A 12,327-nucleotide genomic window follows, 5' to 3' on the forward strand; every position below is an offset into this window, starting at 1 on the left:
GGCCGCCGGAGGTTTTACCGACAGGACGTCGGGAAGACATTGATTTAGGTAAGCCTAAGTAGCAGGATCGGGTGTGGCGGAACTGCCGCCACGCCTGGTCCGCCTTCCCAGGAGGTCCTGTCTTGGACGCCTTCTCCACGGTCATCCGTGTCGCGTCGCACGAACAGCACACCGAGGCGGAAACCTCGACCTTCATGAGCGACCTGCTCGGCGGCCGGCTGGAAGTGGACGCCTACGCCCGCTACACCGAGCAGCTGTGGTTCGTGTACCGGGCCCTGGAGGATGCGGCCGAGTCCCTCAAGGACGACCCGGTGGCCGGGCCCTTCATCCGGCCCGAACTGATGCGGGTGGCCGAAATCGAGCGCGACCTGGCCCATCTGCGAGGCCCGCGGTGGCGCGAGACGCTGGTGGCACTGCCGTCCACCGACGCGTACGCGGCGCGTGTGGCCGCCTGCGCGGCCACCTGGCCGGGCGGGTACGTCGCCCACCACTACACCCGCTACCTGGGCGACCTCTCCGGCGGCCAGATCATCCGCGACAAGGCGGAGCGGACGTGGGGCTTCGAGCGCAAGGGCGACGGCGTCCGCTTCTACGTCTTCGCGGACATCTCCAACCCGGCGGCCTTCAAGCGGACCTACCGCGAGCTGCTGGACGCGATCGCCGCGGACGACCTGGAGAAGCAGCGCATCATCGACGAGTGCAAGCGCGCCTTCGACTTCAACGGCGCGGTCTTCCGCGAGCTGGGAGAGCAGTTCCCGCTGAGTGCGTAGCGCCCCCGGCGGGGCCGGGCCGGTGCTGGGTCAGTCCCCCTGGACCAGCCAGACGGCGATGGCGATGGCGATCAGGACGACCTCGGCCGCTTTGGCGTAGAAGAGGGCGGCCGTGCAGCCGAGGCCGCCCAGCACGATGCGGTTCGTCCACTGCTGCCGCGTCCGCGGGCGGCGCCACGTGGCGGCCACCATGCCGAGCGGGATCAGGTACGGGACGGAGAGCCAGAACGGCGCGTCGGGCAGGTACGAGGACGAGTAGCCGAGGCCCCCGGCCAGCAGGGCCAGCGCCGTGAAGAGCGCGGGCACCAGCAGCCACTGCTGCGGCTGGGTGTCGGCGGGGCGCGGGCCGGTCGGCGCGGTCATCGTGTTCATGGCTCTATTCCACCGCCGAACCCGGCGCCGCCCGAAGGGTGCGCGTACTCAACTCACGCGGCGCACGTACTCAGTTCCCGCTGGGCGGCGCGAAGCGGACCCGGCCGCCGATCTCGATCGTGCCGTCCGGACTGGGGGCGGTGAGGATCTGGGAGCCGGCGCCCTGGGTGATGTTGAGGGCGCGGTTCAGCTCGGCCGTGAGCAGGAGGGCCGCCGAGCCGGTGGCCTCGTCCTCGACGATCACCCCGTCGGGGCGGCGCGGGAAGCCGCGGGCCCTGATCCGGCCCGCGGTCTCGTCCTCCCAGGCCCAGGCGTACAGCCAGCCCTCGCCCGGCGGCGGGGCGGGCAGCGCCTCGACCTCGGCGGCGCTCGCGTACTGCTCGGTGCGCTTGCCCTCGACCCACTCGGGGCGGGCGGTGATCCAGGTGAACTCCCCGTCGTCACGGGCCCATACGGATCCCGCGGGCGGCTGAAGCTCCTCGATGTCCAGCAGCCAGGCGACCCCGACCAGCGGGTGCCCCGCGAAGGACATCCGCGTGCCGGGGGTGCGGATGTCGACGACCCCGCGCTCGGGGTCGTCGACGAACACCGTCTCGCTGTATCCGAGTTCGGCGGCCAGCGCCTGACGGGCGGCGTCGTCGGGGCAGGTCCTGCCGTCGCGGACGACTCCGAGCAGGTTGCCGTACCGGCCGTCACCCGCGCAGAAGACCTTGAGTACGTCGAGATCGTTCACCCGGGAATTGAAACACGGAAGGCAGTTCAGTTCCGGGTCGTACGCCACCTGCGCCCGAGGCCGACGGCGCCCGCACCGGCCGCGATCACCGCGCCGGAGGCGGCGAGCAGGGGGCCGGCGGGGATCCCGGCGCCGGTGGAGGCCAGGGCTCCGCCGACGCCGGCGCCGCCCGCGGTGCCGCCGGTGGTGGTTGCAGTGGTCGGAACGCGCTGCTGAGCCGGGTCTACCGGCAGCCGTGGAGGTGCTCCCGCACCCCCGCACGGGGGCCCCGCTGGTGCTTCCGGTCCGCGGCGAGCCCGACGGCACGGGCGGAGGGGGTCATTCCACCGTACGGAACAGTCACCTGGACTTGACCAGCCCTTGACCTTCTCGTGGGGGTTCCATGAGGGGTCCGTGACGGCGCCGTATCCGGTTGCCGCGGGTGTGCGCTGAATCACTGGACGGGCGGGCATGGGTGAGGTAAGCCTCGGTTAAGTTAGGTCCGCCTCACCGGCCTCCCCCTCTGGGGCGGCACCCACGTCCGACGCCCAGGAGCCCCGTATGCGCCCCGCCCGCCTCACCGTCCTCACCGCGGCAGCCGTCGTGGCCGCGCTCACCGCCGTCACCGGCTGCGCCGAGAAGAGCGACGCCGGCAGCAACGGCACGATCAACGTGGCGGCCACCGACACGGCCTGCGAGGTCTCCAAGAAGGAGTTCCCGGCCGGCAAGGCGACCATCGAGGTCGAGAACAAGGGTTCCAAGGTCACCGAGGTCTACGTCCTCTTCCCGGACGGCCGCATCGTCGCCGAGCGCGAGAACATCGGCCCCGGCACCAAGGCCTCCATCACCGCCGAGATCAAGGCGGGCGACTACGAGATCGCCTGTAAGCCCGGCATGAAGGGCGACGGCATCAAGCAGCAGGTCAAGGCCACCGGCACGGGCACCGTCGAGAAGCGCAGCCCCGAGCTGGACGCCGCGGTCGCCGCGTACCGCCAGTACGTGGAGGCGCAGGCCGAGGAGACCCTCCCCAAGGCGCAGGCCTTCGCGGACGCGGTCAAGGCCGGCGACGTCGAGGCCTCCAAGAAGGCGTACGCCCCCTCGCGCATCGGCTGGGAGCGCACCGAGCCGGTCGCCGAGTCCTTCGGCGACATCGACCCGAAGGTGGACGTCCGCGAGGACGGCCTGGAGGCCGGGCAGGAGTGGACGGGCTGGCACAAGCTCGAGAAGGCGCTCTGGGTCGACAACACGATCGGCGACGCCGAGAAGAAGCTCGCCGACACCCTGATCGCCGACCTCACCGACTGGAAGAAGAAGGTCGGGACGGCGGAGATCAACCCCGCCTCGATAGCGAACGGCGCCAAGGAGCTCCTGGACGAGGTCGCCACCGGCAAGGTCACGGGCGAGGAAGAGCGCTACAGCCACACCGACCTGGTCGACTTCAAGGCCAACGTCGAGGGCGCGCAGAAGGCGTACGAGCTGCTCAAGCCGACCGCCGCGAAGAACGACCCGGAGCTCGCCAAGACGCTCGACACCCAGTTCGCGGCGCTGAACACGCTGCTGGACAAGTACCGCGCCGACAAGGCGGGCTACGACTTCACCTCATACGACAAGGTCGGCGAGCCCGAGCGCAAGGAGCTCTCGGACGCCGTGAACGCGCTGGCCGAGCCGCTCTCGAAGCTGGCCGCGGCGGTCGCGAAGTAATTCCGGTAGAAGCGGAACAGGCGGGAGATCCGGAATGACTGAAACAGTGACGGGGCCGGAGCAGACCGACGGCGCTCCGGCCGCGCCCTCGCGGCGATCGGTGCTCGGCTGGGGCGGGGCCGGGCTCGCGCTCGGCGCCGCCGCGGCGGGCGGGGCGGTCGCGGCCTTCGACTCGGCCTCGGACGCGGTGCCGGCGGCGGCGGCCGGGGCGGCCGTGCCGTTCCACGGCGAGCACCAGGCCGGTATCGCGAGCGCGGTCCAGGACCGGCTGCACTTCGCGGCCTTCGACGTGAAGACCAAGGACCGCGAAGAGCTGATCAAGCTCCTCAAGGACTGGACCGAGGCGGCCCGGCTGATGACGGCCGGCCAGCCGGTCGGCGAGGGCGGCTACGGCGGCCTGCCGGATGCTCCGCCGGACGACACGGGCGAGGCTCTGGGCCTGAAGGCCTCCCGGCTCACCCTGACCATCGGGTTCGGCCCGGGCCTGTTCGCCAAGGACCGTTTCGGGCTGGAGGGCAAGCGCCCGGACGCCCTGGTGGACCTGGAGCTGTTCCCCGGCGACAACCTGGACCCGGCGCGCAGCGGCGGCGACCTCTGCGTGCAGGCCTGCGCGGACGACCCGCAGGTCGCGGTGCACGCGATCCGCCAGCTCGCCCGGATCGGCTTCGGCAAGACCGCGGTGCGCTGGTCGCAGCTCGGCTTCGGCAAGACCTCGTCGACCACCCCGGACGAGCAGACCCCGCGCAACATGATGGGCTTCAAGGACGGCACCCGGAACATCTCGGGCACCGACAAGGCGGCCCTGGACAAGCACGTGTGGGTCGGCGCCTCCGACGGCAGCGACTGGATGACCGGCGGCTCGTACCTGGTCGCCCGGCGCATCCGGATGCACATCGAGACCTGGGACCGGACCCCCCTCGGGGAGCAGGAAGACATCATCGGCCGCGACAAGGGCGAGGGTGCTCCCGCGGGCAAGTCCAAGGAGCGCGACGAGCCGTTCCTGAAGGCGATGAAGCCCGAGGCGCACGTCCGCCTCGCGCACCCGGACACCAACAGCGGCGCGACGATCCTGCGCCGCGGCTACTCCTTCACGGACGGTACGGACGGACTGGGCCGGCTCGACGCGGGCCTGTTCTTCCTGGCCTACCAGCGGGACGTACGCAAGGGCTTCATCCCGATCCAGCGCAACCTGGCCAAGAACGACGTACTCAACGAATACATCCAGCACGTGGGTTCGGCCGTCTTCGCCGTCCCGCCGGGCGTCCGCGACAAGGACGACTGGTGGGGCCGGACGCTGTTCGCGTAGGAGGGGAACAACGTGTTCAGCAACTATCTGATCGGTCTGCGCGAGGGGCTGGAGGCCAGCCTGGTCGTCTGCATCCTGGTCGCCTACCTGGTCAAGACCGGGCACAAGGACAAGCTGGCTCCGCTGTGGGCCGGCGTGGGCCTGGCGGCGGCGCTGAGCCTGGGCTTCGGCGCGGCGCTCGAATTCGGCACCCAGGAGCTGACGTTCAAGGCTCAGGAGGCGATCGGCGGTTCCCTGTCGGTCATCGCCGTGGGTCTGGTGACCTGGATGGTGTTCTGGATGAAGCGCACCGCGCGGCATCTGAAGACCGAGCTGCACGGGAAGCTGGACGCGGCGCTCGCGATGGGCACCGGCGCGCTGGTCACCACGGCTTTCCTGGCCGTCGGCCGGGAGGGCCTGGAAACCTCGCTGTTCGTGTGGCGCTCGGTGAAGGCCGCCGGTGACGGTGCGGGCCCGCTGACCGGGGTGCTGCTGGGCATCGCGTCGTCGATCCTGCTGGGCTGGCTGTTCTACCGCGGCGCCGTGCGGATCAACCTGGCCAAGTTCTTCACCTGGACCGGCGGCATGCTGGTCGTGGTCGCCGCGGGCGTGCTCGCGTACGGCATCCACGACCTCCAGGAGGCCGATTTCCTGCCCGGGCTGGCGACCAAGGCCTTCGACATCAGCACCACGATCCCGCCGGACAGCTGGTACGGAACCCTGCTGAAGGGGACGTTCAACTTCCAGCCGGATCCGACGGTGCTCCAGCTCGCGGTCTGGGCGCTGTACCTGATCCCGGTGCTGGCGCTGTTCCTCGCGCCGCTGGGCGCGGGCCGACCGTCGCAGCCGGAGCCCAAGCCGGAGCCCAGCCGCTCCTGATCACGCGCCCGATCACCCTTCTGATCACCAGAGGCGGTCGATCAGCCCCGGGTAGAGCGGGACACGCACGCCGGTGAAGGCCGCACGGACCTCGTCCGTGCGGCCTTCGTCGTGCAGGAAGAACGCCGCGAGCACCGCCTTGTCGAAGCCCGGCTCGTCCGTGGCCAGGGGCTCGGCCGGTGTGCCGCCGAGCAGGACCGTGCCGGGCAGGATCTCGAAGCCGGCCGCCTCGTAGAAGGGGGCCAGCTCCCGGTCGCAGCTGAACAGCGCCAGGTCCACCGCCGGGTCGGCGGCCAGCTCGGCGCGGGCCGCCGCCACCAGCCGGGCGCCGAGGCCCCGGCCGCGCAGTTCCGGAAGGGTGACCACACCGCTGAGCCCGGCCGCACGGTACGTCCGGCCCGCCAGCGGGATCTCCTTGTACAGCAGCGCCAGCGAGGCGGACACCGCCCCGGCCTCGTCCACCAGCACCATCGCCCGGGGTGCCAGCGCCGGGTCGTGTCCCGCGCAGGCGCCGGGCCAGGCCCGCGCCTCCAGGTCCGCCACCTGGAGTGCGAGCCCGGTCGGCAGCGCCTCGTACGTCTGAGTCCGCCTCAGGGGATCCGTACTCCCGCGCCGCCCACCCGGACCCGCCGATCGCCGGCCCGCAGCTCCACGGTCAGGACTCCGGGGCGGCCCATGTCCTCGCCCTGGTGGAGGGTCAGGACCGATTCCGCCGGGGCCAGGCCGAGTTCCCGGGCGTACGCGCCGAAGGCCGCCGCGGCCGCTCCGGTGGCGGGGTCCTCGACCACGCCGCCGACCGGGAAGGGGTCCCGTACGTGGAACAGCGCCGGGCCCGCCCGGTGCACCAGCTGGACCGTGGTCAGGTCCAGGCGCCGCATCAGCGCCTCCAGCCGGGCGAAGTCGTACGCGAGGTCCGCGAGCCGGGCCCGGGTGGCGGCGCCGAGCACCAGGTGGCGGGCTCCGGCATAGGCGATCCGGGGCGGCAGGGCCGGGTCCAGGTCGCCCGCCGGCCAGTCCAGCGCGGCCAGTGCCTCCGCCAGGTCCTGCGGGGATATCGCCTCGACGTGCGGCTCCACGCTGGTCAGTGTGGCCCGCAGCCCCTCGCCGTCCAGCGCGGTCACCGACACCGGGACCGTTCCGGCCCGGGTGGCGAAGACCAGCTCGCCGGGGCCGATCCGCTCCGCCAGCGCCACCGCGGTGGCCACGGTCGCGTGCCCGCAGAACGGAACCTCCGCCTTCGGGCTGAAGTAGCGCATCGTGAAAGCCCGTCCGGGCTCCCCGGCCAGGCCCTGCGGCGGCGGGGTCAGGAAGGCCGTCTCGCTGTAGCCCAGCTCGGCGGCGATGCCCAGCATCGCCGCGTCGTCCAGCGCGGACGCGTCGAGCACGACACCGGCGGGGTTGCCGCCCTCGGGGTCGGCGGAGAAGGCGGTGTAGCGCAGTACCTCAGTAGTCATGATCGCCTCAACTTCGGCCCCACGCCGGGTATTCCCGGGGGCGCGAAGCTCATCAGCCCCGTCCGATGTACGGCATCGCGGTCGCCATCACGGTGGCGAACTGCACGTTCGCCTCCAGCGGCAGCTCCGCCATGTGCAGCACCGTCCGTGCCACGTCGGCCGCGTCCATCACCGGCTCCACCGCCAGCTGCCCGTTGGCCTGGAGGATGCCGGTCTGCATCCGCTCGGTCATCTCGGTCGCCGCGTTGCCGATGTCGATCTGCCCGCACGCGATCCGGTACGGCCGGCCGTCCAGCGACAGGGACTTCGTCAGGCCGGTCATCGCGTGCTTGGTCGCGGTGTAGGCGATCGAGTTCGGCCGCGGCACGTGGGCCGAGATCGAGCCGTTGTTGATGATGCGGCCGCCCTGCGGGTCCTGGGCCTTCATCATCCGGAAGGCCGCCTGCGCGCAGAGGAACGCCCCGGTCAGGTTGACGTCCACCACCGAGCGCCAGGCCTCGTAGGTGATGTCCTCCAGCGCGACGCCGCCCGGCCCGAAGGTGGCGGCGTTGTTGAAGAGCAGGTCGAGCCGCCCGTACCGCTCGTCCACCGCCGCGAACAGTGCGGCCACGTCGTCCGGACTGCTCACGTCCGCCCGTACGCACAGCACGTCCGCGCCGTCCCCGGCCGCCTTGGCGGTCTCCTCCAACGGTTCGGTCCGGCGGCCCGCGACGGCCACCGCCCAGCCGGCCGCGGCCAGGGTCAGGGCCACGGAGCGGCCGATCCCGGAGCCGGCCCCGGTCACCACGGCGATCTTCTTCCCACTTGCGCTCATGGGGCCGCAGAGTACGTCACACCGCGCTTGCACCCCCGGACGTTCCGATTGCTGAGAGCATGGGTCGCTCAGGGGGCGAAAAGATGACGACGAGAGTGGAGTTCCGCATGTCGGAGAGAGCCCCCGCGCCGGCCGGATCACCCGAGCCGACGCCCGAGACCCCCTCTGCCGCCGGATCCACCGCCTCCGTCACGACGGCCCGCCGCACCGGACTGCTCGTCACCTTCATACTCGGCGGGCTCAGCGCGCTCCCCCCGCTGTCCATGGACATGTACCTGCCGGCCCTGCCGCAGGTCACCACCTCCCTGCACAGCCCGGCCGCCACCGTCCAGCTCACCCTCACCGCCTGCCTGGCCGGCATGGCGCTGGGCCAGCTGGTCATCGGCCCCATGAGCGACAAGTGGGGCCGCCGCCGGCCGCTGCTCATCGGCATGGTCGTCTACGTGCTCGCCACCGCGATCTGCGCCCTGGCCCCGACCGCCGAGCTGCTGATCGCCTTCCGGCTGCTCCAGGGCCTGGCCGGCGCGGCCGCGATCGTCATCGCCCGGGCCGTGGTCCGGGACCTCTACGACGGTGTGGAGATGGCCCGCTTCTTCTCCACCCTGATGCTCATCTCCGGGGCCGCCCCGATCGTCGCCCCGCTCATCGGCGGCCAGGTGCTCCGCGTCTCCGACTGGCGTGGGGTCTTCGTCATACTCACCGCCATCGGCATCGGGCTCACGCTGGTGGTGTGGCGCCGTCTCGGGGAGACCCTGCCGCCGGAGCGCCGGCAGACCGGAGGCGTGGGCGCCGCGCTGCGGACCATGGGCGTGCTGGTCGGCGACCGGGTCTTCTCCGGGTACATGCTGGCCGGCGGTTTCGCCTTCGCGGTGCTGTTCTCGTACATCTCCGCCTCCCCGTTCGTGGTGCAGGAGATCTACGGGGCTTCGCCCCAGGCGTTCAGCCTGCTGTTCGGCCTCAACTCCGTCGGCCTGATAATCGCGGGCCAGATCAACGGCAAGCTGCTGGTCGGCCGGGTCAGCCTGGACAAGACGCTGGGCTGCGCGCTCGCGGTCATCACGGCCGCCTCGGTGTCGCTGCTGCTGATGTCCACCGGAGTGTTCGGCGAGGTCGGGCTGGCCCCGATCGCCGCGGCGCTGTTCGTGCTGATGTCGGCCATGGGCATGGCGCTGCCGAACACCAACGCGCAGGCGCTGATGCGCACCCCGCACGCGGCCGGGTCGGCCTCGGCGCTGCTGGGCACCTCCTCCTTCCTGTTCGGGTCGATCGCCACGCCACTGGTCGGGATCGCGGGCGAGGGCACGGCGGTGCCGATGGCGGTCGTGCAGGTGGCCTGCTCGCTGCTGTCGGTGGGGTGCTTCCTCGGGTTGGGCCGGCCGTGGCAGAGGCAGGAGCAGGAGTCGGCGGCGTAGGCGCGGGCGGGGCGCGGGCGGGGCGCAGGCGTAGGCACAGGCGTGGGCGCGGGCGAGGCGCGGGCGCGGGCAGGGCGCAGGCGTAGGCACAGGCGTAGGCGAGGCGCAGGCGTAGGCACAGGTGCAGGCGTGGGCGTAGGCGCAGGCGCGGGCGTCCGGACCGTGCGGGCGGCCGGGCCTCCGCGGCGCCGTAAACTTCGCAGGTGAACGCCTCCGTCCCCACCACCGCCGAAACCCTCCGGTCCGCGCTCGGCGGGCTGCTCGACGGGCTCCCGCCGAAGCAGGCCACGGCCGCCGTCGAGCGGCTGATCGCCAACTACCGGGGCACCACCCCGACCAACGCGCCCGTGCTGCGCGACCGCTCCGACGTGGCGGCGTACGCGGCGTACCGGATGCCGGCCACCTTCGAGGCCGTACGGTCCGCCCTGGACGGACTGGCCGAGGCGGCTCCGCAGTGGACGCCGGGCTCGCACGTGGACGTGGGCGGCGGAACCGGGGCGGCGACCTGGGCGGTGGACGCCACCTGGGACGGGCCGCGCGAGACCGCAGTGCTCGACTGGGCGGAGCCGGCGCTCGCCCTGGGCAAGGAACTGGCGGCGCTCTCCTCCTCGGAGGTGCTGCGCGCGGCCGATTGGCGCAGGGCCGTCATCGGATCCGGGATCACCCTCCCCGAGGCGGACCTGGTGACCGTGTCGTACGTACTCGGCGAACTGACACCGCAGGCCCGCCGGGCCGTGGTCGCCGAGGCGGCACGCGCCGGGCAGGCGGTGGTGCTGATCGAGCCGGGCACGCCCGAGGGGTACCTCCGGATCCGCGAGGCCCGCGACCAGCTGATCGAGGCCGGGCTGCGGGTCGCCGCCCCCTGCCCGCACGACGGGACCTGCCCGATCGAGGTCGGGCAGGACTGGTGCCACTTCTCGGCGCGGGTCAGCCGGTCCTCCCTGCACCGGCAGATCAAGGGCGGCTCCCTCCCGTACGAGGACGAGAAGTTCAGCTACGTGGCCGCGACCCGCTTCCCGACGGAGCCGGCCGCCTCCCGGATCACGCGTAGGCCGCAGATCCGGAAGGGGCTCGTCCTGCTGGACCTGTGCGGTCCGGAGGGCACGGGTCTGACCCGGGCCACCGTGACCAAGCGCCACGGTGACCTCTACAAGGCGGCGCGGGACGCCGAGTGGGGCCAGGAGTGGCCGCCGTCCGCGCCGTAGCGCCTACATCCGCAGCTCCTGGGTGCAGCACTTCACACTGCCGCCGCCCTTGAGCAGCTCTCCCAGGTCCATCGGCACCGGCTCGAAGCCCCGCTCCCGCAGGGGCGCGAGCAGCCCGGTCGCCGCCTGCGGGAGCAGGACGTGCCGGCCGTCCGAGACCGCGTTCAGCCCGAGCGCCGCCGCGTCCGGGCCCGTGGCGATCAGGGCGTCCGGGAACAGCCGCCCGAGCACGGCCTGGCTGCCCTGCGAGAAGGCCGGCGGGTAGTACATGACCTCGTCGCCGTCGAGGACGCAGAGCGCGGTGTCCAGGTGGTAGTAGCGCGGATCCACCAGTTCGAGGCCGATGACCGGGCGGCCGAAGAACTCCTGGGCCTCGTCGTGCGAGAGCGGGCTGGAGCGGAAGCCCCGGCCGGCCAGGATGTAGCTGGTGGTGACGGCGAAGTCGCCCTCGCCCTCGTTGACGTGCGACGGCTCGTGGATGTCCTGGAAGCCGTGCGCACGGAACCAGTCGAGGTGGATCTCCGCCTCGGCGGCGCGTACCGGGTAGGCGAACCGGGCACCGAGGACCCGGCCGTCGACGACGAGGGCGCCGTTGGCCGCGAAGACCATGTCGGGCAGCGCGGGGTCCGGTACGAGGGTCTCGACGGTGTGGCCGAGGGCGCGGTAGCGGTCCCTCAGGTCTTCCCACTGGGCGTGTGCGAGGGGCAGGTCCACCGGTTTCGTGGGATCCATCCACGGGTTGATGGAGTACGTGACCTTGAAATGTGCGGGTGGGCACATCAGGTAGCGCCGGGGTGTGGCGTCTCTGCGCAAAGAAGGCTCCTCACGACTCGCGAAGATGTGGAGAGAATCGTCTCTCCTCAAGGGAGACCGCGCAGTGAACTGATTGGGTGGTTTACGGAATGTCTGAAAGACGAGACGTCTCGGGTTGGTAGCGTGACGGAATGACCAGCAGGACTCCCAGCCCGAAGCCTTCCGCCGCGAAGCCGCCGGACGCCGGACGCCGCAGCGACCGCTCGCGGCGCGCCATCCTCGACGCGGCGCTCGCGCTGGTCGGCGAGGTCGGCTACAACAAGCTGACCATCGAGGCCATCGCCGCCCGCGCGGGTGTCGGCAAGCAGACGATCTACCGCTGGTGGCCGTCGAAGGCGGCGGTGCTGCTGGACGCCTCTCTCGGCCTCGCCGGGCACGCGGAGACGGACGGCGGGTGGACCGCCTTCCCCGACACGGGGGACCTCGCGGCCGACCTGAAGTCCGTACTGCGGGCGGCGGTGGACGAGTTCAACGACGCGAAGTACGAGGCCCCCGCGCGCGCCCTGACCGCCGCCGGGGCGATGGACCCCGAGCTCGGGGCGCGGTTCACCGAGCAGTTGCTGGAGCCCCAGCTCGCCCTGTACGAGGCACGGTTGCGCGCGGCGCGGGAGGCGGGGCAGCTCGCGCAGGACGCGGATCTGCGACTGACGGTGGAGATGCTGCTCGGGCCGCTGACGTACCGCTGGCTGATGCGGACGGCGCCGCTCACGCACGCGTTCACGGACGCGCTGGTGGACCGGGTGCTGGGCGGCGTGGGAAAAGTCACCGACTGACAGATGGTCGATCACCGGCCGAGAACATATGGCCGGAATCTACCGTTATGGGGCGACTTCCGGCCGGTCATCCCCTGCCCCCCGGTTGAGGAGTGCGGTCATCCGGGGAGCAGGATGGTGGGAGCATGTGAGGGAAC

General features: G+C 71.9%; 13 protein-coding genes. 7 read left to right on the forward strand and 6 right to left on the reverse strand.

Annotated elements, in window-relative coordinates:
- The first annotated feature begins 122 nt into the window (after positions 1 to 122).
- Positions 123 to 770, forward strand: a complete 648-nt coding sequence (locus tag J7I97_RS16985; protein WP_214935700.1) for a heme oxygenase (biliverdin-producing) — start codon at positions 123 to 125, stop codon at positions 768 to 770.
- Positions 771 to 800: 30 nt separating this feature from the next.
- On the opposite strand, the gene J7I97_RS16990 is transcribed toward J7I97_RS16985, so the two are convergent.
- Together J7I97_RS16990 and J7I97_RS16995 are read right to left on the reverse strand one after the other, a co-directional pair.
- Positions 801 to 1,142 (reverse strand): hypothetical protein, encoded by a 342-nt coding sequence (locus tag J7I97_RS16990; protein ID WP_214935702.1) that lies wholly within the window; start codon positions 1,140 to 1,142, stop codon positions 801 to 803.
- A gap of 70 nt (positions 1,143 to 1,212) precedes the next feature.
- A complete protein-coding gene (locus tag J7I97_RS16995; RefSeq protein ID WP_214935704.1) occupies positions 1,213 to 1,875 on the reverse strand; it encodes a PhzF family phenazine biosynthesis protein in 663 nt (220 codons plus the stop codon).
- A gap of 540 nt (positions 1,876 to 2,415) precedes the next feature.
- On the opposite strand from J7I97_RS16995, the gene efeO reads away from it, so the two are divergent.
- The 3 genes from efeO to efeU are packed head-to-tail and all read left to right on the forward strand — an operon-like array spanning position 2,416 to position 5,719.
- Positions 2,416 to 3,555, forward strand: coding sequence for an iron uptake system protein EfeO (efeO, locus tag J7I97_RS17000; RefSeq protein WP_214935706.1), 1,140 nt, complete (start codon positions 2,416 to 2,418; stop codon positions 3,553 to 3,555).
- A 34-nt stretch (positions 3,556 to 3,589) separates the two neighbouring features.
- Positions 3,590 to 4,861, forward strand: coding sequence for an iron uptake transporter deferrochelatase/peroxidase subunit (gene efeB / locus J7I97_RS17005; protein ID WP_214935708.1), 1,272 nt, complete (start codon positions 3,590 to 3,592; stop codon positions 4,859 to 4,861).
- 12 nt (positions 4,862 to 4,873) lie between these two features.
- Complete coding sequence (efeU, locus tag J7I97_RS17010; protein ID WP_214935710.1) at positions 4,874 to 5,719, forward strand: iron uptake transporter permease EfeU; 846 nt, start codon at positions 4,874 to 4,876, stop codon at positions 5,717 to 5,719.
- Between the two features lie 24 nt (positions 5,720 to 5,743).
- Here efeU and J7I97_RS17015 read toward each other — a convergent pair whose 3' ends face one another.
- From J7I97_RS17015 to J7I97_RS17025, 3 genes are read right to left on the reverse strand one after another with little or no spacing between them, the layout of a single operon-like run.
- Positions 5,744 to 6,262 (reverse strand): GNAT family N-acetyltransferase, encoded by a 519-nt coding sequence (locus J7I97_RS17015; protein WP_308365291.1) that lies wholly within the window; start codon positions 6,260 to 6,262, stop codon positions 5,744 to 5,746.
- Between the two features lie 47 nt (positions 6,263 to 6,309).
- Positions 6,310 to 7,173 (reverse strand): PhzF family phenazine biosynthesis protein, encoded by an 864-nt coding sequence (locus tag J7I97_RS17020; RefSeq protein WP_214935712.1) that lies wholly within the window; start codon positions 7,171 to 7,173, stop codon positions 6,310 to 6,312.
- 52 nt (positions 7,174 to 7,225) lie between these two features.
- Positions 7,226 to 7,987, reverse strand: a complete 762-nt coding sequence (locus tag J7I97_RS17025; protein WP_214935714.1) for an SDR family oxidoreductase — start codon at positions 7,985 to 7,987, stop codon at positions 7,226 to 7,228.
- 107 nt (positions 7,988 to 8,094) lie between these two features.
- Between J7I97_RS17025 and J7I97_RS17030 the strand changes: the two genes are divergently transcribed.
- Both J7I97_RS17030 and J7I97_RS17035 read left to right on the forward strand, forming a co-directional pair.
- Positions 8,095 to 9,399 (forward strand): multidrug effflux MFS transporter, encoded by a 1,305-nt coding sequence (locus J7I97_RS17030; protein WP_214935716.1) that lies wholly within the window; start codon positions 8,095 to 8,097, stop codon positions 9,397 to 9,399.
- Between the two features lie 203 nt (positions 9,400 to 9,602).
- Complete coding sequence (locus tag J7I97_RS17035) at positions 9,603 to 10,604, forward strand: small ribosomal subunit Rsm22 family protein (protein WP_214935718.1); 1,002 nt, start codon at positions 9,603 to 9,605, stop codon at positions 10,602 to 10,604.
- A 3-nt stretch (positions 10,605 to 10,607) separates the two neighbouring features.
- On the opposite strand, the gene ddaH is transcribed toward J7I97_RS17035, so the two are convergent.
- A complete protein-coding gene (gene ddaH, locus J7I97_RS17040) occupies positions 10,608 to 11,417 on the reverse strand; it encodes a dimethylargininase (RefSeq protein WP_214935720.1) in 810 nt (269 codons plus the stop codon).
- A 131-nt stretch (positions 11,418 to 11,548) separates the two neighbouring features.
- On the opposite strand from ddaH, the gene J7I97_RS17045 reads away from it, so the two are divergent.
- Positions 11,549 to 12,190: a TetR/AcrR family transcriptional regulator gene (locus J7I97_RS17045; protein ID WP_214935722.1), complete on the forward strand. Its 642-nt coding sequence runs from the start codon at positions 11,549 to 11,551 to the stop codon at positions 12,188 to 12,190.
- Positions 12,191 to 12,327: the final 137 nt, after the last annotated feature.

Source organism: Streptomyces sp. ISL-87, assembly GCF_018614095.1.
GTDB lineage: Bacteria > Actinomycetota > Actinomycetes > Streptomycetales > Streptomycetaceae > Streptomyces.